The sequence below is a fragment of the Undibacterium sp. 5I1 genome (assembly GCF_034314085.1).
Lineage (GTDB): Bacteria > Pseudomonadota > Gammaproteobacteria > Burkholderiales > Burkholderiaceae_D > Undibacterium.
The window spans coordinates 2034362-2059775 of the sequence record NZ_JAVIWI010000001.1; the positions used below are offsets into that span (position 1 = coordinate 2034362).

The 25414-nt window shown below is 46.4% G+C and carries 22 protein-coding genes and 3 tRNA genes; 7 read left to right on the forward strand and 18 right to left on the reverse strand.

All coding sequences use genetic code 11. The annotated features are described in order from the left end of the window. Window positions 1-45: 45 nt before the first annotated feature. Window positions 46-2160, reverse strand: a complete 2115-nt coding sequence (gene uvrB / locus RGU72_RS09000) for an excinuclease ABC subunit UvrB (RefSeq protein ID WP_322119405.1) — start codon at window positions 2158-2160, stop codon at window positions 46-48. 122 nt (window positions 2161-2282) lie between these two features. Here uvrB and RGU72_RS09005 point away from each other — a divergent pair, with 122 nt between their 5' ends. From RGU72_RS09005 to RGU72_RS09015, 3 genes are all read left to right on the forward strand, one after another. Continuing rightward, the gene (locus RGU72_RS09005) at window positions 2283-3497 is read left to right on the forward strand and encodes an amino acid aminotransferase (RefSeq protein ID WP_322119406.1); all 1215 of its coding nucleotides are present in this window, start codon (window positions 2283-2285) and stop codon (window positions 3495-3497) included. Window positions 3498-3559: 62 nt separating this feature from the next. Then, window positions 3560-3635, forward strand: a tRNA-Asn gene (locus tag RGU72_RS09010). A 62-nt stretch (window positions 3636-3697) separates the two neighbouring features. Beyond that, window positions 3698-3773 (forward strand) — tRNA-Asn (locus tag RGU72_RS09015). A gap of 251 nt (window positions 3774-4024) precedes the next feature. Here RGU72_RS09015 and RGU72_RS09020 read toward each other — a convergent pair. The 10 genes from RGU72_RS09020 to RGU72_RS09065 form a co-directional block, all read right to left on the reverse strand. After that, the gene (locus tag RGU72_RS09020; RefSeq protein WP_322119407.1) at window positions 4025-4885 is read right to left on the reverse strand and encodes a methyltransferase; all 861 of its coding nucleotides are present in this window, start codon (window positions 4883-4885) and stop codon (window positions 4025-4027) included. Window positions 4886-5330: 445 nt separating this feature from the next. Next, window positions 5331-5705: a MerR family transcriptional regulator gene (locus RGU72_RS09025; RefSeq protein WP_322119408.1), complete on the reverse strand. Its 375-nt coding sequence runs from the start codon at window positions 5703-5705 to the stop codon at window positions 5331-5333. 8 nt (window positions 5706-5713) lie between these two features. Continuing rightward, a complete protein-coding gene (locus RGU72_RS09030; RefSeq protein WP_322119409.1) occupies window positions 5714-6127 on the reverse strand; it encodes an integration host factor subunit alpha in 414 nt (137 codons plus the stop codon). A gap of 120 nt (window positions 6128-6247) precedes the next feature. Further along, window positions 6248-8674: a phenylalanine--tRNA ligase subunit beta gene (pheT, locus tag RGU72_RS09035; protein ID WP_322119410.1), complete on the reverse strand. Its 2427-nt coding sequence runs from the start codon at window positions 8672-8674 to the stop codon at window positions 6248-6250. A 111-nt stretch (window positions 8675-8785) separates the two neighbouring features. After that, on the reverse strand, window positions 8786-9802 hold the full coding sequence (pheS, locus tag RGU72_RS09040) for a phenylalanine--tRNA ligase subunit alpha (protein WP_322119411.1): 1017 nt from the start codon (window positions 9800-9802) through the stop codon (window positions 8786-8788). Between the two features lie 130 nt (window positions 9803-9932). Further along, window positions 9933-10292 carry a 50S ribosomal protein L20 gene (rplT, locus tag RGU72_RS09045; RefSeq protein ID WP_322119412.1) on the reverse strand — a complete coding sequence of 120 codons (360 nt, stop codon included), beginning with the start codon at window positions 10290-10292 and terminating at the stop codon, window positions 9933-9935. Window positions 10293-10319: 27 nt separating this feature from the next. Then, the gene (gene rpmI, locus RGU72_RS09050; protein ID WP_322119413.1) at window positions 10320-10517 is read right to left on the reverse strand and encodes a 50S ribosomal protein L35; all 198 of its coding nucleotides are present in this window, start codon (window positions 10515-10517) and stop codon (window positions 10320-10322) included. A gap of 157 nt (window positions 10518-10674) precedes the next feature. Beyond that, complete coding sequence (gene infC / locus RGU72_RS09055) at window positions 10675-11211, reverse strand: translation initiation factor IF-3 (RefSeq protein WP_322119414.1); 537 nt, start codon at window positions 11209-11211, stop codon at window positions 10675-10677. A 43-nt stretch (window positions 11212-11254) separates the two neighbouring features. Continuing rightward, on the reverse strand, window positions 11255-13162 hold the full coding sequence (gene thrS / locus RGU72_RS09060) for a threonine--tRNA ligase (RefSeq protein ID WP_322119415.1): 1908 nt from the start codon (window positions 13160-13162) through the stop codon (window positions 11255-11257). A 237-nt stretch (window positions 13163-13399) separates the two neighbouring features. Next, window positions 13400-13476 (reverse strand) — tRNA-Val (locus RGU72_RS09065). 195 nt (window positions 13477-13671) lie between these two features. Between RGU72_RS09065 and RGU72_RS09070 the strand changes: the two genes are divergently transcribed. Beyond that, window positions 13672-14649 carry a cation diffusion facilitator family transporter gene (locus tag RGU72_RS09070; RefSeq protein ID WP_322119416.1) on the forward strand — a complete coding sequence of 326 codons (978 nt, stop codon included), beginning with the start codon at window positions 13672-13674 and terminating at the stop codon, window positions 14647-14649. A 126-nt stretch (window positions 14650-14775) separates the two neighbouring features. On the opposite strand, the gene RGU72_RS09075 is transcribed toward RGU72_RS09070, so the two are convergent. The 3 genes from RGU72_RS09075 to RGU72_RS09085 all read right to left on the reverse strand — a co-directional run bounded on the left by RGU72_RS09075 (window position 14776) and on the right by RGU72_RS09085 (window position 18328). Further along, window positions 14776-17031, reverse strand: coding sequence for a bifunctional (p)ppGpp synthetase/guanosine-3',5'-bis(diphosphate) 3'-pyrophosphohydrolase (locus RGU72_RS09075; protein WP_322119417.1), 2256 nt, complete (start codon window positions 17029-17031; stop codon window positions 14776-14778). 19 nt (window positions 17032-17050) lie between these two features. Beyond that, a complete protein-coding gene (locus RGU72_RS09080; RefSeq protein ID WP_322119418.1) occupies window positions 17051-17401 on the reverse strand; it encodes a RidA family protein in 351 nt (116 codons plus the stop codon). A gap of 63 nt (window positions 17402-17464) precedes the next feature. Continuing rightward, on the reverse strand, window positions 17465-18328 hold the full coding sequence (locus RGU72_RS09085) for an alpha/beta hydrolase (protein ID WP_322119419.1): 864 nt from the start codon (window positions 18326-18328) through the stop codon (window positions 17465-17467). A 418-nt stretch (window positions 18329-18746) separates the two neighbouring features. Between RGU72_RS09085 and RGU72_RS09090 the strand changes: the two genes are divergently transcribed. Then, complete coding sequence (locus RGU72_RS09090) at window positions 18747-19280, forward strand: DUF3617 domain-containing protein (RefSeq protein ID WP_322119420.1); 534 nt, start codon at window positions 18747-18749, stop codon at window positions 19278-19280. A 226-nt stretch (window positions 19281-19506) separates the two neighbouring features. Here the strand turns inward: RGU72_RS09090 and RGU72_RS09095 are convergent, their stop codons facing one another. Next, on the reverse strand, window positions 19507-20148 hold the full coding sequence (locus RGU72_RS09095; protein ID WP_322119421.1) for a CoA transferase subunit B: 642 nt from the start codon (window positions 20146-20148) through the stop codon (window positions 19507-19509). A 10-nt stretch (window positions 20149-20158) separates the two neighbouring features. Beyond that, a complete protein-coding gene (locus tag RGU72_RS09100; RefSeq protein ID WP_322119422.1) occupies window positions 20159-20860 on the reverse strand; it encodes a CoA transferase subunit A in 702 nt (233 codons plus the stop codon). A 233-nt stretch (window positions 20861-21093) separates the two neighbouring features. Between RGU72_RS09100 and RGU72_RS09105 the strand changes: the two genes are divergently transcribed. Next, complete coding sequence (locus tag RGU72_RS09105; RefSeq protein WP_322119423.1) at window positions 21094-21654, forward strand: LuxR C-terminal-related transcriptional regulator; 561 nt, start codon at window positions 21094-21096, stop codon at window positions 21652-21654. A 91-nt stretch (window positions 21655-21745) separates the two neighbouring features. Here RGU72_RS09105 and RGU72_RS09110 read toward each other — a convergent pair whose 3' ends face one another. Further along, window positions 21746-22222 (reverse strand): thioesterase family protein, encoded by a 477-nt coding sequence (locus RGU72_RS09110; protein ID WP_322119424.1) that lies wholly within the window; start codon window positions 22220-22222, stop codon window positions 21746-21748. Beyond that, entirely contained in the window at window positions 22219-22995 is a 777-nt protein-coding gene (locus RGU72_RS09115) for an SDR family oxidoreductase (protein WP_322119425.1), read from the reverse strand. Before RGU72_RS09115 ends, RGU72_RS09110 begins: the two co-directional genes overlap by 4 nt. 766 nt (window positions 22996-23761) lie before the next feature. Between RGU72_RS09115 and RGU72_RS09120 the strand changes: the two genes are divergently transcribed. Then, window positions 23762-25384, forward strand: a complete 1623-nt coding sequence (locus RGU72_RS09120) for an electron transfer flavoprotein-ubiquinone oxidoreductase (protein ID WP_416200158.1) — start codon at window positions 23762-23764, stop codon at window positions 25382-25384. The last annotated feature ends 30 nt before the right edge of the window (window positions 25385-25414 follow it).

Consider the following 25414-nt stretch of genomic DNA (forward strand, 5'->3'; position numbering starts at 1 on the left):
AAATACAGATTTTGACGGTCCAATAAAAATGGAAATTTCCAACTACTACTTATTCGCTAACGACAACACATTATCACTACCGCCCGCGCCGAATACTTGCGCTTTCAGATGAGCTAATTGATCACGTACCTGGGCCGCTTTTTCAAACTCCAGATTTTTGGCGTGATCGAGCATGAGTTTTTCCAAGCGCTTTATTTCTCTGCTAATTTGCTTCTCACTCATGACTTCATAGCGCGCATGCTCTTGTGCAGCTTCTAGCTCTTGCTTGGCTTCTTGTTGGCTGTAGACGCCATCAATTAAATCTTTAATCTGTTTTTTAATGCCGATAGGCGTGATGTTATTCGCCAAATTAAACGCAACTTGTTTAGTGCGCCGACGTTCAGTCTCATCAATGGCGCGACGCATAGAGTCGGTAATTTTATCGCCGTATAAAATTGCCATCCCGTTTAAGTTACGTGCAGCACGGCCTATGGTTTGAATCAGGCTACGCTCCGACCGCAGGAAGCCTTCTTTATCAGCATCCAAGATCGCCACCAAAGACACTTCTGGGATATCCAGACCTTCTCGTAAAAGGTTAATGCCGACCAACACATCGAAGGTACCCAAACGTAGATCACGGATAATTTCTACCCGCTCTACCGTATCAATATCGCTGTGTAAATAACGTACTTTGATGCCGTTGTCCGCCAAAAAATCGGTCAATTGCTCGGACATTCGCTTCGTCAATGTCGTGACCAAGACACGCTCATTTTTCTGTACACGAATCGTAATCTCGTTCATCAGATCATCGACTTGCGTTAATGCCGGACGCACTTCAATTAGCGGATCGACCAAGCCTGTCGGTCGTACTACTTGTTCAACAACTTGATCGGCATGCTGTTTTTCATATTCTGCCGGGGTAGCTGACACAAAAATCGTCTGCCGCATTTTGCTCTCAAATTCTACAAACTTGAGCGGACGATTATCTAGCGCGGACGGCAGCCGGAAACCATAATCAACCAGATTTGTTTTTCGTGCTCTGTCGCCGTTATACATGCCGTTTAACTGTCCGGTCAGTACATGTGACTCATCTAAAAACATGAGCGCGTCTGCGGGCAAATAATCCACCAGTGTCGGCGGTGGATCACCGGCTTTAGCGCCACTTAAATGGCGTGAATAGTTTTCAATGCCTTTAGTAAAACCGATCTCGGACATCATCTCTAAATCAAAACGTGTACGTTGTTCTATCCGCTGCTCTTCAATCAGCTTATTCTCTTTGCGGAAAAATTCTAAGCGTTCACGCAGCTCGATTTTGATTGTTTCTACTGCGCGTAATACGGTTTCGCGCGGGGTCACGTAATGCGAACTTGGATAGACAGTAAAGCGTGGAATTTTTTGTTTTACGCGGCCGGTCAGCGGATCAAATAATTGGAGATTTTCGATCTCATCATCAAACATTTCTACCCGTACTGCTAGTTCAGCATGTTCTGCCGGGAAGATATCAATCGTATCGCCACGCACCCGGAATGTGCCGCGGCCGAAATCAATTTCGTTCCTGGTGTATTGCATCTGAATCAGGCGTGCGATCAAATCCCGCTGGCTGACTTTGTCCTTTGTGCGTAAGGTCAAAATCATCTTGTGGTATTCGCTAGGATTACCGATACCGTAAATCGCAGAGACGGTCGCGACAATAATCACATCACGCCGCTCCATCAGTGACTTGGTGCAAGACAAGCGCATTTGCTCAATATGCTCGTTGATCGCAGAATCTTTTTCGATAAATAAATCACGCTGTGGGACATACGCTTCTGGCTGATAATAATCGTAGTAGCTGACGAAATATTCCACGGCATTACGCGGAAAAAATTCGCGGAACTCGCTGTACAACTGCGCTGCCAAAGTTTTATTAGGTGCAAAAACAATCGCAGGCCGGCCGCTTTGCGCGATTACGTTTGCCATCGTATAAGTTTTGCCAGAACCGGTTACCCCAAGCAAAGTCTGGAAAAACAAACCGTCGTTAATCCCCTCCAGCAACTTGGCAATCGCAGCCGGTTGATCGCCCGCCGGAGGAAAAGGCTGAAATAGCTCAAACTGAGAATCCGGAAAAGTGACGAACTTGCCTTCCGGCGGATTATTAGTATTGCTATTATTTTCAGCAGAAATTATCGATGCTACAGGCATGACGCACTTACCTTTGTTAGAATGGGGTGATTGAAATTTCAAGCATGTCCAGATTGTCACCAATTGGCATTATTCCAACCTCTCTGTCAGAAATTTGACAGCTAATTTTTCATATTATCACGATGAACGCACCTGCCTCCGCCTCCCTGTTCTCTGCCATAGAAATGGCACCACGCGATCCTATCCTCGGCATCACAGAGGGCTTTAACGCGGATAAAAATCCCGCTAAAGTCAATCTTGGTGTCGGCGTTTATTACGATGATAATGGCAAAGTGCCATTGTTGGAATGCGTCAAAAAAGCCGAAGCTATTTTGATGGAAAAATTCGCGCCACGCACTTACTTGCCGATTGAAGGCTTAGCTGCTTATGATAAAGCAGTACAAGAATTAGTGTTCGGTGCAGACAGTGCCGTTGTTGTAGAAAAGCGTGTCATCACGGCGCAAGCAATTGGTGGCACTGGTGCATTGAAATTGGGTGCCGACTTTTTAAAACGCTTCGCGCCGGATTCGCAAGTATGGATCAGCGATCCAAGCTGGGAAAACCATCGCGCTTTATTTGAATCTGCTGGCTTTGTGGTCAATTCCTACCCCTACTACGACGCAGTGACTAAAGGCGTGAACTTTGCAGGCATGCTAGAGGCACTGAAGGCCATGCCAGCAGGCGCGATCGTGTTGCTGCACGCGTGCTGCCACAATCCGACTGGCGCCGATCTGAGCGATGCACAATGGACGGAAGTCATCGCAGTCGTCACCGAACGCAAGCTGGTACCCTTCCTGGATATGGCTTACCAAGGTTTTGGCGATGGCATAGAAGCCGATGGCAAAGTAGTACGCCGCTTTGCGGAAACTGGATGCGCTCTGTTCGTCTCCAATTCATTCTCTAAATCCTTCTCCTTGTACGGCGAGCGCGTTGGCGCACTGAGTATTGCCGCCTCCAGTGCAGAAGAAGCTGCGCGCATCATGTCTCAATTAAAGCGTGTAATCCGTACTAACTATTCCAATCCACCAACTCATGGCGGCCAAGTAGTTGCGACCGTATTGTCAACACCAGAACTGCGCCAATTGTGGGAAGAAGAACTGGCAGGCATGCGGGTACGCATCCGCGAAATGCGCTCTGCCTTTGTTGCAGAGTTAAAAGCAAAAGCTCCAGCGTATAACTTTGACTTTGTGACCCAGCAACGCGGCATGTTTTCTTACTCTGGCTTAACGAAAGAGCAAGTAGAAAAGCTGCGTGATAACAATTCTATCTACGCTGTCGATACCGGTCGTATTTGTGTTGCAGCTTTAAACAAGCGCAATATCGATGTCGTCATTGACGCAATTGCTCAGGTTTTATAGACGTTTCAGGGTAGAAAAATTTTGACAGAACAGGCAAAGACGCATATAATCTTTGTCTCTGTTCCCTGATAGCTCAGTTGGTAGAGCGACGGACTGTTAATCCGCAGGTCCCTGGTTCGAGTCCAGGTCGGGGAGCCACAGAATTCCTAGCATGTTGCAAGTGCAGTAAAAAGTTTAACGAAGATCATCATTTCTTCTATTCCCTGATAGCTCAGTTGGTAGAGCGACGGACTGTTAATCCGCAGGTCCCTGGTTCGAGTCCAGGTCGGGGAGCCAAATAATTAAGGGGTCGCATGCAAATGCGACCCCTTTTGTTTTTCGCTCAAATGTTATTCCGATGCATTTGTTGGGAAATAATCGGTCAGTCTCTTTTTAAATCTGGCGCATAAATTGTCCTGTCCAAGCTAATCCAAGTTTCTAAAGAACAAAAGCCCGACATCAATCGGGCTTTCATTTTCAAGCATCCAATACATCAGCAAATACATCAGCAAATCAATCCGCGATCACACCATCATTAAGTAAGCTTTCTACGGCTTAACGAAACGCAAAGTAAAGCGGTCGCTCTCACCGATCTCTTTGTATTTCTGACGATTATTTTCTTTATCAGCGTAGGTCGGCGGCAGTGTCCAAACACCTTTCGCATAATCCTTTGTATCTTTAGGATTAGCATTCACTTCACTCTTCCCCACCAATTTAAATCCTGCTTGCTGGGCTAATGCGATGACATACTCTTCTGGCAAATAGCCGGTATCAATTAATTTTGCGTCTAAAGTTTTACCAGCAGCCGCGCGATGATCAACCACACCTAACACACCGCCCGGTTTAAGCACGTCGAACATCGCCTTGAAGGTAGGGACTTCTGTATGATCTCCGACCCAGTTATGCACGTTTCTAAAGGTCAGCACGTAGTCAGCTGAGTTTGCCGGTCCAAATTGCGGTGCGGCTGGATCAAAATTAATTGTCCTTGCTTTGCTGTAGCGCTCAGGATCTGCAAGAAATTTTTTATTTTGTGCGTCTGCTGTTCTGTTCTGATATGCAGCGCTGCTAGCAGACACTTTATTGCCGTCAATATTGGCGGCAATGTAATGGCCCTTCTCTTTTAAAAAAGGTGCCAGTATCTCGCCATACCAAGCTGATCCGCCCGGAGTAATTTCGATCACCGTCGCATTAGCTTGAACACCAAAAAATTCCAAGGTCTGTTTTGGGTGGCGATATTGATCTCGCGCGCGATTTTCGTCAGAACGCCAAACACCTTTGATAACGGTGTCTAAGCCGGAATCAACTACGTTAGTTTGTGCTACAACGGGGTTGAGCACGCCGCAAAGCAGAGCACTAACGGTCAGAAATAAACGTGATTTATTGATTAAATGAGATTGGGGGAAGTTCATGAATTATTCCTAGCATTTTTAAATGAGCATTAGCACTGCCTGGCTCCACTTAGGTTCAACAAGGAGATGGGTCAGAGCTATCTATTTGAAACAGTAGACCAAGCATTGTCACAACAATTCTGCATACATTGAATATATTTTTATGGTACGTCATTCTCTACAGAAGAATATACTCATCATAGTATATTTTAACTGTCCATATATTAACTGGACAGTAAGCCAATTTAAGAAAATATAATGGGGAGTATATTCAAGCAATGTTTGCAGTATCAAGCTAAAACAAAAATTCCTCTTGCATTACCTGCCCCAATTATCTGCCCCATTAAGTCAGAATAAGCATGCCACATAAAATTAAAGCCAGACATGATTGAAATCTTGAAATTTCAATCATGTCTGGCTTAAAAGGTGACGCTAAGGTGCTTCGTTCACCAGCACCAGCATCAAATCAGCGCTTTAACAAATTGAGCACTGCATGCAGTTCTTCGCGAATCTGTAATAAATTAACCGGGATTGTTACTTCCATTTCATTCAGCTCATCTTTGATCGTTGCATGCAAATTCAATTTATTTCTTGCACCATTAATCGTAAAACCCTGCTCATATAAAAGTTCGCGGATACGGCGTATCAACAAGACTTCGTGATGCTGGTAATAACGGCGATTGCCACGTCGTTTTACCGGTTTTAATTGAGTAAACTCCTGCTCCCAATAACGTAATACATGTGGTTTGACACCACACAATTCACTGACTTCACCGATAGTAAAATAGCGTTTCGCTGGTATCGGCGGCAACACAAAAGCATCGATCTTGATTTCGCTCATAAAGGAATTCAGGCAGCATGTGCAAGGGGTTGACTACCTGCAGCGTCGACCATTCCTTTAAGTTTTTGGCTAGCATGGAATGTCACAACACGACGCGCGGTAATAGGAATTTCTTCACCAGTTTTCGGGTTACGGCCAGGACGCTGGGGTTTATCTCGCAATTGAAAATTACCAAAGCCAGATAATTTTACCGCCTCGCCTCTTTCTAACGCATCACGAATCTCGTCAAAAAAAGTTTCCACCATATCTTTGGCTTCACGTTTATTCAAACCAACTTGTTCAAACAAGAGTTCTGCTAACTCTGCTTTGGTCAAGGTAGGTAAGTCTCGTTCCGCTTGTGAACGTGCTTTTGCTTCACGCATCGCCCGGTTCAAATCTGCATCAAGAACTGATTGCAGTTCGGCGGAAGTCACTTCATTCATTCTTTTTTAATCCTACTTGCTGAAAATCAAAGCGATCATCTTAAGCAGCTATGCAAAATGAGATCGCGATAATTTTTATTTATTTAGACGCACTGTCAGGTACATTGCGGCGGAGTTATCTCAACGTAATCTTGCTGAGAATTTACTTGCAGCTGCAGCCAGTAAAGATGCCATTGCAGCTTCTACCTTATCATCTTGCAGCGTACTTTGAGTATCTTGCAAGCTAAAGCGGAATGCAAGACTTTTCTCGTCAGACTCCAGTCCCTTACCACGATATTCATCAAATAAAACAACGGCTTGCAAGATTTTACATGTTTCGTTTGACTTCGCCTCAGCAAAGAAAACATCGAGTAAATCTTGAGCAGAAATTGTTTGTTTTACTAATAAAGCAAGATCACGAGTGACCGCTTGAAATTTTGAAATTTCTTGATAAATCGGTAGCGTAATGGATTGCAGACTTTGCGTATCTACTTCAAAAACGACTGGCGCTAAAGGTAAATCATATTTTTGCTGCAAACGTGGATGTAACTCGCCAACGATGCCCACTACTTTGCCATCACACTCAATACTAGCAGAGCGCCCTGGGTGCAAAGCTGGATGTTCAACTTTACTAAAGCGCAAAGTTTTAGGTGCAAACAAGGCTTCCAAGTCCGCTTTAATATCAAAGAAATCGACATTGCGTGTTGCCTGACCCCACTGTTCTTCAACTACGGGACCATATGCAAGTGCGGACAGACGCTTCGGCTGATCATAACCAGCAATCGTCAGAGGACCGTCTGGAATGGCCGCATTGCGCAGATAGATCGCACCAATTTCAAAAATGCGCACACGGTTCATCTTGCGATTTAAATTGTAGCGCGCATTAGCAACCAAACTAGCGATCAAACTGCTGCGCATCGCGCTCATATGACTGGCAATTGGATTCAGTAATTTAATCGGGGCGTCATTACCTACAAAATCTTTTTCCCAAGCCTCTTCTACAAAACTATAGTTGACGACTTCTTGGTAATCCATGTCTGCAATTTGACGACGGACTGTAAATAAAGAACGCTGATTTTCTGGCACAATGCGCATCGCGTTTGCTGCGATGGGAGGTAACGCAGGAATATTTTCAAAACCATAAACCCGGACGACTTCTTCAATCAAGTCCTCTTCGATTTCAATATCAAAACGATAGGATGGTGGCGTTACCAGGAATTCTCCCGGAGTTTGCTTAAACGCCAATCCCAAACGGGTAAATATATCGGCGATCTGCGCATCGTTCAATGCAACACCAATCACTTTAACCGCACGCGCCGTACGCAAAAGCACCGCAGGGCGCTTTGGTAAATTAACGATCAGGTCAGTGACTGGGCCGACTTTGACTTGCGTGCTACCACCACAAATTTCTACGATCAAGGCAGTAATACGTTCAATATGCTCGACTGTCGTCGCGTAGTCCACGCCGCGCTCAAAGCGATGTGCCGCATCTGTAGAAAAATTATAACGGCGCGCCCTACCCTGTATCGCTTGCGGCCACCAGAATGCTGCTTCCAGATAAATATTCTGCGTTTCGAGCGTTACGGCAGTAGAGTCACCACCCATGATGCCGGCCAAAGATTCGATCTCTTTGTCATCTGCAATGACGCCTATCCATTCATCTACTGCAACGGTATTGCCATTCAATAGTTTTAATGACTCCCCCGTTTTGCCCCAACGCACATCCAGACCACCGTGGATTTTATCCAAATCAAATACATGGGTTGGACGTCCAAGTTCTAACATCACATAATTAGAAATATCGACTAAGGCAGAGATTGGCCGCTGACCGCTGCGCTCAAGACGCTGCTTCATCCAGTCTGGTGTCGGAGCTTTGGCGTTAACACCGCGAATAACCCGACCACTGAAACGTCCACACAAATCAGGCGCAGATATTTTAACGGGTAAAGTTTCTTGCAGAGTGACTGCTACCGAATGAATTTCAGGCAGCGTTAACACGGTACCGGTTAATGCCGACACTTCACGCGCAACACCCAATACGGACAGGCAGTCTGCCTTATTCGGGGTCAACTTGATCGTGAATTTAAGATCATTTAATTGATAGTAATCCCGGAAATTTTGTCCGACCGGCGCGTCTACAGGCAAATCCAATAAACCGCCCTGATCGTCTGATAATTTTAATTCACGGGCAGAGCACAACATGCCTTGCGATTCAACACCACGCAATTTACCAACTTTGATCTCGAACGGTTTGCCATCGGCACCCGGCGGCAATACCGCACCCGCCATAGCACACGGCACTTTCATACCAACACGCACATTCGGTGCACCACACACAATATTGAGCAGAGTACCGGTGCCAACATCTACCTGACAAACGTTGAGGCGATCAGCATCAGGATGCTTGGAAATCTCACGAATTTCTGCAACGACTACATTACTAAAAGGCGGTGCGACAGCTTCTACTTCTTCTACTTCTAATCCAGACATCGTGAGTAAGTGTGACAACTCATCCGAAGTCATCTTCGGATCAACCATAGTGCGTAGCCAGTTTTCAGAAAATTGCATAATTCAGCCGTGTAAATATTCAATCATTAATACGATTTTTTACCAAAACCGCATAGGAAATTTGATGAGGAGATATAAGTTAAAAATCAAACGATCGTCATCGATTTCAACTTAATTAAACTGCTTCAGGAAGCGCAAATCTCCCTCATAAAATAAGCGCAAATCATTGATGCCATAGCGCAGCATTGCCAAGCGTTCCAGGCCGGAACCAAAGGCAAAACCGATGTATTTTTCTGGATCCATTCCCATATTTTTGATCACAGTTGGATGCACCTGACCGGATCCGGACACCTCCAGCCAGCGACCTTTTAATGGACCACTACCGAAGGCAATATCGATCTCCGCGGATGGCTCCGTAAATGGGAAGTAAGAAGGACGAAAGCGTACTTGCAAATCATCGGTCTCAAAAAAAGCTTTGACGAAATTTAAATAAACGCCTTTTAAGTCAGCAAAGCTGATGTTTTCATCAATCCATAAACCTTCAACTTGATGAAACATCGGCGAGTGCGTTGCATCACTATCTACGCGGTAAGTTCGGCCAGGAGCAATCACTTTGATCGGCGCTTGATTCATACGTGCATAGCGCACCTGCATAGGACTGGTATGTGTACGCAGTAGCAAGGGCTTTCCGGTACTGTCGTTACCGTCAATATAAAAAGTATCTTGCATCGACCGTGCAGGATGATTCTCTGGGCTGTTCAATGCGGTGAAATTAGTCCAGTCATTTTCGATCTCAGGACCGTCCGCCACATCAAAACCGATAGAGTGGAAAATTTCCTCAACTCGGTGCCAGGTACGCATTACCGGATGAATACCGCCCATACCACGGCCACGGCCGGGCAAACTAACGTCAATCGCCTCGGCATTCAAACGACTCTGCATTTGTGCATTAGATAAGGCATCACGCCTTTCTGCGAGCAGCGCTTCAATTTGTTCTTTTACCGCGTTGATAATCGCGCCTTGCACTTTGCGCTCGTCTGGTCCTAGCTTGCCGAGGCTCTTCATTTGCTCAGTAATCTGTCCGGTCTTTCCAAGATAAAGTGCCTTGGCATTTTCCAGTGCAGCAGCGTCTTGGGCGGCAGTAAAATCTGCGCGCGCTTGAGTTACGAGAGGATCTAAGGGATTCATGCGATTATTCCCGAAAGGGAAGTTGAAAATTGAACACTAAAAATAAAACGGGGCACAGGATTCAACCTCTGCCCCGCTCATATTGCGGCATTGCTCAACCAGAAACTAGCGAGCAAACCGCACCTAACAATTACGCTGCCAGGTTGGCCTTAACTTGATTAACAATCGCAGCAAATGCTGGCTTGTCAGTCACTGCCATATCGGCCAAAACCTTACGGTCCAGTTCGATAGAGGCTTTTTTCAGACCATTCATGAACACGCTGTATGTCAGACCGTGTTGACGACTAGCTGCATTGATACGCGTAATCCACAAAGCGCGGAATACACGCTTCTTATTACGACGGTCACGGTATGCATATTGACCAGCACGCATAACTGCTTGCTTGGCAACACGATATACCTTGCTACGACGACCGCGATAGCCCTTGGCTAAATCGAGAACTTTCTTATGACGGGCACGAGCTGTAACCCCACGTTTTACTCTAGGCATAGTAACTCCTTAAATAGTGAGTAGAGGTTAAGCTGTTGGCATCATGCGCATGACTGATGTTACGTCTGCTGCATTAACGTTCGTGATACCGCGCAATTGGCGTTTATTCTTGGTAGTTTTCTTAGTCAAAATATGACGTTTGAAAGCGTGACCACATTTAATAGTTCCACCCGGACGCACGCGAAAGCGCTTCTTGGCAGAGCTTTTTGTTTTCATTTTAGGCATAAAACACCTGTCTGTTTAGGACAGTTCCTTTTTAACATGATTGTAGGTGGCAACGATTACGATGCACTTGGATGCCTACTCTCACTTGTTGGAGCATGAAATCGAGTCCATACTCATCGCAAAAAACGCCGATTTGCATCAACGATTTTCACAAATCTTATTTCTTCTTCTTTGGCGCAAGAATCATGATCATCTGACGACCTTCCATCTTTGGAAACTGCTCAACTTGGCCATACGGTTCCAAATCCACCTTTAGGCGTTCCAGCATACGCATGCCAATCTCTTGGTGAGCCATCTCACGACCACGGAACCGTAAGGTGATTTTGGTCTTATCGCCATCATCCAAAAACTTCGTCAAATTACGCAATTTGATGTTGTAATCACCATCATCAGTGCCAGGACGGAATTTGACTTCCTTCACCAGAATGACTTTTTGCTTTAACTTGGCTTCATGCGCCTTCTTTTGCTCTTGATACTTAAATTTGCCGTAGTCCATCAATCGGCAAACTGGAGGTTGTGCAGTAGGCGCAATCTCCACTAAATCAACATTAGCCTCTTCGGCAAAACGAAAGGCTTCACTTAGTTTAACGATGCCCAGTGGCTCGTTCTCAACGCCAGATAAGCGCACTTCTGGCGCCGTAATTTCACCGTTGATGCGATGTGACTTGTCAGTAGCTATTGCAGTTTCCTTCAAAAATTCAATAATTTGGCTGTGCTCTTTCGCACAACAATCCTGATTAAGACTTCATTAAGATGTCATTTTTAAGACGATCTAAAAACGCTTCTTGGGACATGACTCCCAAATCCAGATTGCCACGCGTACGCACAGCCACTGTGTTTGCATCCCTCTCTTTATCACCGATCACGATGATATAGGGTAATTTCTGCATTGAATGCTCACGTATTTTATAGGTTATTTTCTCATTACGCAAATCCGTGTGCACTCTAAACCCTTGTTTCTTCAGGTTTTCTGCGACGGATTTAGTATATTCAGCCTGGGATTCCGAGATATTTAACACTGCAATTTGTACCGGAGCCAGCCATAAAGGCATAGCGCCAGCGTGATTTTCAATCAAAATACCGATAAAACGCTCCATCGAGCCAACAATCGCCCGATGCAACATCACAGGAATTTTGCGCGAATTATCATCCGATACATATTCAGCATCCAAGCGACCAGGCATAGAAAAATCGACCTGCATAGTGCCAACCTGCCATGCGCGCCCTAAACTATCTTTTAAGTGGTACTCAATCTTAGGACCATAAAATGCGCCCTCGCCTGGCAACTCTTCCCAAGCAACGTCGCATTGACGCAAAGCTGCGCGTAAAGCTTCTTCGGCTGTGTCCCAAACCTGATCAGAACCAATACGATTGTCAGGACGCAAAGCGATCTTGATGAAAATATGCTCAAAGCCGAAGTCTGCGTATACCTTCATTGCCTGAGCATGGAAAGCTGCAACTTCAGGCAAAATTTGCTCTTCAGTACAAAAAATATGTCCGTCATCTTGAGTAAAGCCGCGTACTCGCATGATGCCATGCAGAGCACCTGAAGGCTCGTTGCGGTGGCACTGACCAAACTCGCCGTAACGTAAAGGCAGCTCACGATAACTGCGCATATTTGCGTTAAAGATCTGAACATGTCCAGGACAGTTCATTGGCTTTAATGCGTAGTTCCGGTTTTCAGATTCAGTGGAGAACATATTTTCACGGTAATTCTCCCAATGCCCTGTGCGCTCCCACAGAGTGCGATCCAGAATTTGCGGCGCCTTTACTTCTTGGTAGCCACAATCTTGATATACCTTGCGCATGTATTGCTCGACCTGCTGCCAAATACTCCATCCTTTTGGATGCCAGAAAACTAGGCCAGGCGCTTCATCTTGAAAGTGGAATAAATCTAATGATTTACCCAACTTACGATGATCGCGCTTTTCAGCTTCTTCCAGCATATGCAAGTAGGCCTCTTGCTCCTCTTTTTTTGCAAATGCAGTTCCATATACGCGTTGCAACATTTCGTTCTTAGAATCGCCACGCCAGTAGGCGCCAGCCAGCTTCATCAGTTTAAAAACTTTCAGCTTGCCGGTTGAAGGCACGTGCGGACCACGACACAAGTCGGTGAAGTTGCCTTCTGTGTAAAGTGATACATCTTGGTCAGCGGGAATCGATTCTATGATTTCTGCTTTGTACGCCTCACCGATTGATTTAAAGTAAGCCACTGCCTCGTCGCGTGGCAATACCTTGCGAGTTACTGGCTCATCTTTTTTCGCCAACTCCTGCATTTTCTTTTCGATTGCGGCCATATCATCTGGTGTAAATGGGCGCTTATAAGAGAAGTCATAATAAAAGCCATTTTCGATCACAGGGCCAATAGTGACTTGCGCATCAGGAAACAACTCTTTCACTGCGTATGCCAGCAAATGTGCTGTCGAATGACGGATCACATCAAGACCATCAGCATCTTTGTCGGTCACGATCGCCAGATCAGCATCAGAGGAAATCAGGTAAGACGTATCTACCAATTTACCATCTACTTTGCCAGCCAAAGCAGCTTTAGCTAAGCCTGCGCCAATACTAGCGGCAACTTGAGCCACAGTAACAGGTGAGTCGAAATGACGCTGCGAACCATCGGGAAGTCGAACTGAAACCATTTTAAGTCTCCATGTCAGCAATATTTGCCGAGTACTTACAACGTTCAAAAGAAATTACAGAAAATACAGACGAAAAAAAACGCGAGCTAGCCGCGTTTTTTTCAATAATTACAAACGAAAAAGACCCTCGACTAACGTCGCTCACAAATTGCTGTGATCGTAGTTCGCGGTGTCATAACCATGATGCCTTTCTCGCTCTTACCTATATTGCAACACAATGTGCCACATAATTAAATCTGGTGGGCGGTGCAGAATTCGAATCTGCGACCCCTTGGATGTCGACCAAGTATTCTAACCAGCTGAACTAACCGCCCGAAGAGCCGAGACTATAGCAAACCGCGCCGAAAACGTAAACATCTTTTACTTATTTTTATGGTGCTGTCAGCGCTTGCGAAACACGGCGCGCAATGTTATTCAGTCATTTACGCTGATTTTAAGCAAATAAGCCCGCATCCCGCTAAACTGACGAAAGACTTTAATAACCCATATTTTCACAATTCCTACCACTCATGCCAGAAAAAATAGCCGTCTCTAACAGCGAACATCTACACGCTCACCGTCATGGTGATGCCGAACATCGACATTTTTTTGAAAACCGTAGTCAAAAAATTCTGGCATGGGCACTGGTGCTGACACTAGGCTTTGCCGGCGTTGAAGTTGGTTTTGGATTTTGGTCTAACTCGCTGGCGTTGATATCTGACGCTGGCCACATGGTGACCGATGCTGCCGCGTTAGGACTTGCTTTACTGGCACAGATGATTGCAAAACGACCACCAACCGCTAAAAATTCGTTCGGCTTTGGCCGCGCAGAAGCGCTCGCCGCGTTTGTCAATGGCTTAATCATGTTGGCAGTAGTTTTATGGATTGCTTTTGAAGCTACTCAACGGCTTTCACATCCGGAAGCAGTGCAAGGCGGCACCGTCATCTTGGTTGCAAGCATTGGCCTGGCGATTAATCTCATCGTCGCATGGGTGTTATCGCATGACAAAGAAAACCTGAACACCAAGGCAGCACTGATCCACGTGATGGGAGACTTGCTGGGATCAATTGCAGCAATCGTATCTGGTGCAGTGATTTACTACACAGGATGGATGCAAATTGATCCACTGCTATCGATTTTTGTGTCGCTATTAATTTTAAAATCAACGTTTAGTGTGCTGCGTGAGTCTTATCATTTTTTAATGGAAGGCGTCCCGCGCCATATCGACTATATTCAAATCGGTGAAGACTTAGAAACAATTGCCGGCGTTTTGTCCGTGCATGACTTACATGTATGGGAAATGTCGCCCGGTTACCCTGCATTAATAGGGCATTTAGAAATTGATGATCTGACGGCATGGCCGCGCATCTTACAAAGCGTAAAAAATATGCTTTTAGAGAAACATAAAATCGATCACATCACCTTACAAGCAGAAGTGCCTGGCATGGCCGAGGATGAAATAGCTGGTAATTATGCGCAAGACCTAAAAGCAATCAGGAAATTCTAAAGATTCTTTAATCAAGACGACCCCTGATACAGAGTTTCTAAAAGACCACAGAAGCAACGTCCAATAAGAATAAGGCTCCTCGCATGATTTCATGCCAGGAGCCGCACTTTGATTGGACGTCCTAGTTTAATTCCGTCGTACCTCTAACACTCCGCTCACCTCTCGTATCACCATCAAGGCTTTTTGCAGTTGCGCTGTGCCGGTGATTTCTGCGGTAAACGACATCCGCGCCTGCGACTTCGCGCTTTGCGTGTTGACACCGATCACATTGATTTTTTCTCGGGAAAATACTTCTGAGATATCGCGTAACAATCCTTGTCTGTCTTGTGCCAGCACAAAAATATCCACCGGATAAACCGTCTCTTTACCATGTTCGCCCCAAGTGGTTTGCAATACACGTTCAGGCGCTTTAGTCCGCATTTCTGCAAAATTTTTGCAGTTAAGACGGTGAATAGAAACCCCTTTGCCACGTGTGACGAAACCGATAATGCCATCTGGTGGCGCAGGTTTGCAGCAACGTGCTAGCTGCGTCATCAGACCTTCGGTACCGACAACCAATACGCCGGACTTAGCACCTTGGGTCACGCTGGACGCGCGGCTTTTATTGGTGATATCAATTTCGTCCGGATCGACGACCTCGACGGTTTCGCGCAAACTATTTTCTATCTGGCGCAGACTGAACTCATCTTTACCGACCGACAAAAATAATTCTTCTACATTGGCAAACCCCAACTTGCGCGCCAATTCATCCAGATTGACGGCGGTTTTTCCTTCGCGCTGCAAGGTTTTTTCAACAAGCGCTCGACCATTAGAAAGCGTTTCTTGCTGATCAATCACATTGAACCAAGCGCGAATTTTGCTGCGGGTACGGGTGCTCGCTGAATATTCTATGTTGAGCCAATCGCGCGACGGTCCGGTCTGGGACGAGCCTACTTTGAGCGTAATGATCTCTACCGTCTGACCATTTTTTAGCGGCGTATTTAGTGGCACCATGACGTTATCGACGCGCGCACCACGGCAACGATGTCCGACATCGGTATGCAAATGGTAAGCAAAATCGACCGGGGTAGAGCCACTCGGCAATTCAATCACGCGCGCTTGCGGTGTCAGAACATAGATACGATCATCCAATGTCGCAGCCTTAATTTTTTCTACCCACTCACGCTGCAATTCTTCCTGCCCCACCACCACATCGGCGACCTCGGATTTCCATGCTAATAGTTGTCTGAGCCAGGCAATTTTTTCATCGTATTCTTGTGCAGAAAAATTGGACCCACCAGATTCTTTATAGCGCCAGTGCGCTGCTACGCCATACTCAGCAAACTGATGCATGGCGCGAGTGCGTATTTGCACTTCCAGCGGGCGGCCATCTTCCACCACCACCACGGTATGCAATGATTGATAGCCATTTTGTTTTGGCCGAGAAATATAATCGTCAAACTCATTAGGCAGCGGAGTCCACGCGTTATGGACCAAGCCCAAAACGGTGTAGCAATCTTTAACATCATCAACCACCACACGGAAAGCACGCACGTCGTATAGCTCATCAAAATTGACGTCCTTGCCCTTCATCTTTTTAAAAATACTGTAGATGTGTTTAGGTCGTCCAGAGACCTCTGCTTTGATGTCGGCTGCTTTTAATTCTGCATTCAGACGACTAATCGCAGAGACCACAAAACTCTCGCGCTCCAGCCGTTTTTCTTCCAGCATTTTGGCGATACGTTTGTATTGCGCAGGCTCCATAAAACGGAAGGATAAATCTTCTAACTCCCATTTCAATTGCCAAACACCCAGCCGGTTTGCCAGCGGCGCATACAAATCCATGGTCTCGCTAGCGTATTGCTGCGATACGGCATCGTCACGTTTGCAATCAGCGAAATAACGCAAGGTCGTCACGCGTGAAGCCAGACGAACCAGCACAACACGCATATCGGTCGCCATCGCTAGCACCATCTTGCGCAAGGTTTCCATTTGCGTGGCGGTTTTTTCCGCAGAGTCCTTGCCGCGACCAACATCATGTTGGGTCAAGGCCGCCTCGCGCAGGCGCATCAGACGGCGAATACCAGAGACCAGATCGCCGATCTCTTTACCAAAACGAGTTTCAATTTGTGCGGCGGCAGCAGGACTTAGTTCCGGCAATTCAAACAATAAACCGGCAATCCGGGTATCTACATCGGTACGCAACATCACCAATGTAGAAACGACGCCCTGCACAAATTGCAGCGCATTTTGACCTGTGACCACATTACGATTTACGTATAAAGGAGTGACGAATTCAAGCGCTGCCATGACGCGGGCAGATTCGCTCTCCGACAATCCTTCTAACAATTGCGACTGCAATTGAGATTCTGACGGCGCTGCTAATGCTGATGTCGATACCATAATGTCTATTTGTTTTTACTTATTTTTGTGCCGCAGTAACGACTACTTCAATCAACCAATCTGGATTTGCCAGTGCTGCTTGTACCGTCGCCCTTGGCGGTGCATTGCCCTCGGCAACCCATGCGTCCCATGCCTGATTCATACCGCCAATTTGAGTAATATCGGATAAAAAAATCTGACACATCAGAATGTGCGATTTGTCGCTTCCGGCCTCCGCTAGCAGACGGTCAACATGCCCTAATACTTCCATAGTTTGGCCGATAATATCTTGGCTGGTATCTTCAGGAATCTGACCGGCTAAATAAACCGTTTTATTAAAAATAGCGGTTTCGGACAAGCGTTGCCCGACATGGAAACGTTGTAAGCTCATTGCAATCCTGCTGATTGATCACTCATTATAGAAACCTCTATGACTAACCGATGAGGCATAGTTTTATGCCAGAAAAAACTCTCTGGCAATCGCAATTTGTTCCGGCTGCACAAATGTCGGAGCATGACCAACGCCAGGGATTTCTACCACGGCGGCACGCGGGCCACGCTGCGTCATTTCTTGTGCGGTCTGCTCGCTGAGCAAATCTGACTCAGAGCCTCTGACGACCAGAGTCTGGCACTTTATCGCATCATAGGCCGCCCACAACATGCCCTGCCCTGCCAAAGCGATTTCCGGTGTCGTGGCTTTAATCGGCGCTGCCAAACCCAAATCATAATGACGTATCCATTGACCGTCTTGATTTTGCTTCAAGACATCAGTCGCCAGCTTATGCCATTGCGCATCAGTATGTGGGCCGAAGGAAATGGAAACCTGCTTGATGTACGCAGCAGCCTCTTCAAATGTATTGAAACGTACATCCTGGCCTATGTAGTCTCCAATGCGCACCAGTGCCGCGGGATTGAGTACTGGACCAACGTCGTTCAAGATCAGTTTTCTGATAGGACTCTCCGGCATTGCTGCTAAACCCATGCCAATCAATCCACCCATCGAGGTGCCAAACCAATCTACCGTTTCAACATCCAGCCTTGCAACCAGGGTCACCATATCGCTGACATATTGAGGTACTTGATAAAACTGGGGGTTGCGCAACCAATCCGACTGACCCCGCCCGACAACGTCAGGGCAAACGACGCGATAAGTATCCGACATCACTTCCGCCAAGGCGTCGAAATCGTCCGCTACCCGGCTGAGGCCATGCACACAAACCAGCACGCGGGGATTGAGAGGATCGCCCCATTGTTTATAGGACATGCGATGTAATCCGGCAGGGGAAACACATTGAACGGATTTGCGTAGTGCAATCATGGGCGAGCCTTATCTGATTGATCGTTGGGATGAAGCAATTTGACATTTTACGATGCTTGAACTGCGGCTACTGTTCGTTTTCGTACTTATTTTAAACAAATGTCTAATATGGCTTAGGACGAAAACGATTACTCGCAGTGACATTACAATTAATTTATATACTGGATATAAGTATATTTAAGTGTCCATACATTTATTGGTTTACAACCGATATTTTAAAAAAATAGTGGGGAGTATATTCATTAAGCGTAATATGCTGATAAAAAATAGTGCTACGATCAAACCACTTCTGTACGACTAAGCACGTTTGGGCGATGCTGGCGAAATGTCTGGCACCTCCCAAAAAGCGATTTTGCTTTCATTTTGCATGACTAGCAACTACATTGACTTATTGTCATCCATATTCAAAGGAAATGTTATGCGTAGCACCATCCAATTAATCAGTTTATCGCTCTGCGCCTTATCCTTAGTCAGCAATGCGCATGCCGCCGGAAAATCCAAAGCTGGGTTGTGGGAAGTGACCATACAATCCGACGCGATGAAAAATATGCCGGCCATTCCACCAGAACAACTAGAAAAACTGAAACAGATGGGAATCAAAATCCCCAATATAAAAAACGGTGGAATGACGACGCAGATGTGTATAACAAAGGAAATGGCAGACCGCGATCAACCGCCAGTCAACTTCAAAGATCAATCCGGTTGTCAGTCAAAAAATATTCAAAAAAATGGCAATACCTGGTCTATGGATTTGGTCTGCGATAAACCAGAGATGAAAGGTAGCGGCAAAGTTACAGGCACTTATCTTGGCGACGATAGCGTCCAGTCAGTTTTTGATTTTAAAGGAATCGCTAACGATAAACCCATCAATATGCATAGCGAAACCAAGAGCAAATGGTTATCCGCAGACTGCGGCGATGTTAAGCCATTAGACCTGCCAAAAAACAAGTAACAAAGGGAGTATCTTAAACAGGTCTTCTATTGTCCAATTAAAATATGGACAACATCGTTGAATATTAATATACATACCACCAGTATATAATTTCCAATAATCAATGGTGCAATAAAAATGCCAGCAGAAGTGCTGGCATTTTTATCATGTACTGAGTTTGTATGGCAACGTTGACTAGCGACTTTACCGAACCGAAAAATCACTAAATCATGCAAACCAGTTCTGATTAAGCAAGCGCACTGACATCCAACGACGCTTCGGTTTTTGCAATCACTTCTTCCTTAGTCACGCCGCTGGCTAATTCGATCAACTTCAAACCGCTTGGTGTGACATCAATCACGCCCAGATCAGTGATGATGCGGTTGACGACGCCTACACCGGTCAGTGGCAAATTGCATTTTTTCAGGATTTTATGCGCATCGCCTTTGGCGACATGCTCCATCAACACCACCACATGACCAACACCGGCTACCAGATCCATCGCGCCGCCCATGCCTTTGACCATTTTGCCGGGGATCATCCAATTGGCCAGATCGCCGGTTTCACTGACTTGCATTGCGCCTAAAATCGCCAGATTGATTTTGCCGCCGCGTATCATCGCAAACGAGTCGGCAGAACTAAAAATCGACGAACCTGGCAAGGTCGTTACGGTTTGTTTACCTGCGTTAATCATGTCGGGATCAACTTCGTCCTCCGTCGGAAAAGGGCCAATACCCAGCAAACCATTTTCTGACTGCAGCCATACTTCCATGCCTTGCGGCACATGATTGGCAACCAGTGTCGGCAAGCCTATGCCCAGATTGACGTAATAACCATCTTGTAATTCTTTTGCTGCACGAGCAGCCATCTCATCACGAGTCCATGCCATGTTGCTCTCCTTATTCTGCTGGGCGAACAGTGCGCTGTTCTATACGTTTTTCCGGGGTCGCATTGACAACGATGCGTTGGACAAATATGCCTGGCGTATGGACATCATCGGGATCAATCTCACCGATTTCGACCAGGACTTCCACTTCAACCACGGTGATTTTTCCTGCCATCGCCACATTGGGATTGAAGTTGCGTGCCGTTTTGCGATAGACCAAATTGCCTGATTTATCTGCCTTGTAGGCCTTGACCAGTGATACGTCGGCAACTAAAGAACGCTCCATGACATATTGTGCGCCATCAAACTCACGGATTTCTTTGCCGTCAGCGACGATGGTGCCGACGCCCGTCTTGGTGAAAAATGCAGGAATGCCAGCGCCGCCCGCCCGCAGTTTTTCGGCCAGAGTACCTTGTGGTGTAAATTCTAATTCCAACTCACCGGCCAGATATTGGCGTTCAAATTCTTTGTTCTCACCGACATAAGAGGCGATCATTTTTTTGATCTGGCGCGTGGTCAATAACTGTCCTAAACCAAAGCCATCCACACCGGCGTTGTTGGAGATTGCCGTCAAATTCTGTACGCCGGAATCGCGCAAGGCAGCAATCAGCGCCTCGGGGATACCGCACAGACCAAAACCGCCTACTGCCACGGTTTGTCCGTCTTTGACGATATCTGCCAAGGCACTGGCAGCGTCAGGATAAACTTTGTTCATGTTGTCCCTTTCTTATATTAAAACTCTTGTTGAAACTCTTATTGAAATACAGCGTCCGACACGATACTGGCGTGAGTTTTTTGCTACCCGCGCTTTATACTGAAGTTTTGTTTTATCGCCAAGCATATGATGCTACTCTATACAGCGCAATACCGTAAAAATACCTGACAAATACCGAATAATTAGTCAGCTTAAGTTATCGCAAATTACCCCAAATAAGCAGCTCAAACTCCATGACCGAAGCGCAGCTCATTAATTTTGAAACGATTTTTCAGTACGCGCCGGTCGGACTATGCGTCTCACAAAATCGCATTATCCGCGCTTGCAATGATGATCTGGCGCAGATGTTTGGCTACCAAAAAGAACAATTACTGGGACAATCATTTTTAATCTTATACCCGTCGCCAGATGAGTTTGAACGTACCGGTGCGCGTATCACGCCAATCATGAATGCCAAAGGCTATTACTCAGACGAGCGCATCATGAAACGAGCCAATCAAGAATTATTCTGGTGCCATGTCTCAGGCAGGGGGTTGCATAAAGAAGATGCTCACGCAGAGGGAATCTGGACATTTGAAGATCTGAGTTCTAAACGCTCAGTCACAGCAGAATTAACGCCGCGCGAGAGAGAAATCGCCGCCCTGCTGGTGGAAGGCAAAACTAGCAAGCTGATTGCGCGGCAAATTGGGCTTAGTCCAAGAACGGTGGAGATGCACAGAGCAAAGCTGATGCGTAAATTTACGGCGGCGACATCCAGCGAACTAGTACATAAATTATTACGAATCGTCAGCTGAGTTGCTTATCCCTGGAGACAGATTACAACTCAGCTTCATATGTGTTGAAGTAGTCAGCTGACTATTAGATTCGGGTTTATTCAACTTTCATTTATACCGCCTTCACACGTCGTGCTGGCTTATTTGCCGACTTCACTGCGGTTTTCAGCTCAGTCAGTTTTTCCTTAATCGATTCTGGCAGTACGGTGGACTTTTGCGTTTGCGCATCGACCCACACTACCTTGGCTCCACCTTCTGCATATAGCGTATAACCATCGCTGACACTGCGCATTTCTTGGATGGTTTCAAAACTGCTACGGCCTGCACCGCCGATGTAGGTACAGACTTCAACCTGGTCAGGATATTTTAAGGGTTTTTTAAATGTGCAGTGAGCATTGATGATGACCGGGCCGTTGCCGTTTTCATCGGGCAAACAACCCAGCATCGTCAGCCACTCCAGCCTGGCCTGCTCCATATAGCGAAAGTACACAGTATTATTGACATGTCCCAATGCATCCATATCGCCCCAGCGAATTGGAATTGTCACGGTGTACACCAACTTTTTATCAAGTACTTTCTCGCCTATCATTGCGCGCTCATTCCATCGTCTGCCGTTACTATCGCTCCATTCAAAAAGCGTGATTCTTCTGCGGCCAGCAACAGCAACAAACCGTCCAAATCTTCTGGCATACCGACCCGTTTTCTTGGCAGCATATCAATCAGCTTTTGACCCTGTTCACTTTTAAAATGATCCTGGTTAATTTCGGTCTCAATATAGCCTGGGCAAATCGCATTCACGTTAATGCCAAACTTGCCCCACTCGACCGCCATGGACTTAGTCATGTGTACCACTGCGGCTTTACTGACGCAATAAATACCGATTTGTGGCAATACACGCAGACCTGCGACAGAGGCAATATTAATAATCCGGTGCTGCTTTTTAGGATCGCCCTTGTAGCGGGCAATCATGCGCTTGGCCGTCTCTTGTGCAACGAAAAAAGCACCGCGCTGATTGGTGTCCATTACGTAGGCATAATCTTCCGGCGTGACGTCGATCAAACGCTGTGTGGTTGAAACACCCGAATTATTGATCAAGATATCGATAGGACCGGCCTCGGTTTCCGCATGAGCAATCGCTGATTTGATACTGGCATAGTCGGTGACGTCCAATGTCACGACATGGGCAGCGCCGCCTTCGGCTTCGATTTCTGCGCGTAACTCTTTCAGGCGATCAATCCGGCGCGAAGCCAGCACGACTTGTGCCCCGGCTTGTGCCAGAATTTTTGCAAAACGAGCGCCAAGACCACTGGAGGCGCCTGTCACCAGAGCGATTTTTCCTTCGAAATTAACTTCAATACCCATCAGATTCTCCGACTAAAATTTTGCTGAAAGTGCTACGTGGTTTGTGCATTTTTTAGATACGCCAAGACTTATGCAAAACTATTCAACTAGTACCGCGGCAAACACAAGCTTGCCGGAACAGTTTTGCGTAAATCCTGGAAGCATATCATTTTGAATGTGCCGCTATGATGACATAGACAATATGCTTGTGTTTTAAAACTTCCATTTTATCGATCAAAATCATGAAAGTGCTGCATCTTATTTGACCCTCTGCGATAATCCTAGAAACGGCAGTTGGACGAGTCTGAGTGTACATTTTTTCGGTTTCCCAGCAAGGCGAGACGAGGCACAACCTTCACGTTGCAACGAGGAGCAACGCGGTTAGGGAGCCGAAAAAGTGTGCGATCAGATTCGTAGCGCTGTCATCACAACGGTGACAGTGGATAGAATTGAATAATTCAATTGAATCAAATACTTATTTACACTGACAAGCGGTCGACTGCCGTTTCTAGGATAATCTATGCACAACAAAAATAAGCAATTCATGGTTTTAGGAGAATTGCCGGAGCAAGACTGAATTTATTTACCAATCCGTTGGTAAGCGCACTGGTAAGCGTATTTACAACCGCATTGACAACGATTAATTAGAAGAATTGCTCAGCTTGCGCATTACATCCCTAAGCTATACCATACCGACAACAAATAAGCACGTTCGTTCGTAAATTTTCTGAAAGCGATTATAGCCATGACACAAAGTCTAATAGAGCAGTTCGGTCCGCGCGATGCGATGGAATATGACGTCGTTATTGTCGGCGGCGGCCCTGCCGGATTGTCCGCTGCGATCAAGCTCAAACAACTCGCAGCAGAAAAAGGCAACGAAGTCTCGGTCTGTGTTCTGGAAAAAGGTGGCGAGCCCGGCGCGCATATCTTGTCTGGCGCAGTGATGGACCCAAAAGCTTTAACGGAACTCTTCCCCAACTGGAAAGAAATAGGCGCGCCGCTGAATACCGAAGTGACTGAAGATCGCGTCCTGGTATTGACGGAGAAAAAGGCGTTTAAAACGCCAAACTGGATGTTGCCTGCCTGTTTCGAGAATCATGGTAATTACATCGTCTCTTTAGCCAATGTCACCCGTTGGCTGGCTCAGCAAGCTGAGGCCTTGGGTGTGGAAGTATTCCCAGGTTTTGCCGCTGCCGAAGTTTTGTACAACGACGATGGTTCGGTCAAAGGCGTAGCTACCGGCAATATGGGTGTTGATCGCCACGGTGAAGCGTCTCCAGCATTCCAGTTAGGCATGGAACTGCATGCTAAATACACGCTGTTTGCAGAAGGTGCGCGCGGTCATTTGGGCAAACAAGTCATGGCTAAATATGACTTAAATAAAGGTAAAGATCCGCAATCCTACGGCATCGGGATTAAAGAGTTATGGGAAATCGATCCTAAGCAACATAAACCTGGTCTGGTCGTCCACACTACGGGTTGGCCGCTGATGGATCAATATAGTGGCTCGTTCTTGTACCACCTCGAAAATAACCAAGTTGCGGTAGGCTATGTTGTCGGTTTGGCCTATGAAAATCCATACCTGTCGCCTTACGAAGAATTTCAGCGCTTTAAAACGCATCCGGCAATTTGTGGTTTCTTTGAAGGCGGTAAGCGCATATCTTATGGTGCACGAGCAATCACCGCGGGCGGTTTACAATCCCTGCCTAAGCTGGTGTTCCCAGGCGGCGCCTTGATCGGTTGCGATGCCGGCTTTTTGAATATGAGTCGCATTAAAGGTAGTCACGCAGCGATCAAAACCGGCATGCTGGCAGCGATTGCCGCATTTGATGCATTGGGAGCGCAACGTCAGCATGATGAATTAACGGCTTACTCCACCGCCTTTGAACAGTCCTGGCTACATGAAGAACTGCACACAGCACGTAACGTCAAACCTTTGCTGAAAAAAGGCACTTACGGTTCACCGCTGGTCTGGCTGGATCAAATGGTACTGCGAGGTAAAGCACCATGGACTTTGCATCACTCCAAAGCCGATCATGAATGTCTGCGCCCTGCGTCTGAGTTCGAGCCGATTGTGTATCCAAAGCCAGATGGCAAACTCACCTTTGATCGCTTATCGTCGGTGTTTATCTCCAACACCAACCATGCAGAAGATCAGCCGATTCATCTGACGTTGAAAGATGCGAGCGTGCCAGTTGGCATCAACTTAGCCAAATATGCAGGACCAGAAGCCCGCTACTGCCCGGCTGGCGTATATGAGTTTGTCAAAACTGATCAGGGTGCAGATCGCTTGCAAATCAATGCGCAAAACTGCGTACATTGCAAAACTTGCGATATCAAAGATCCGACGCAAAATATCGTCTGGGTTACGCCTGAAGGTGGCGGCGGGCCAAACTATCCAAGCATGTAATACTGGACTTACGCAAAGAAAGCAAAAAGC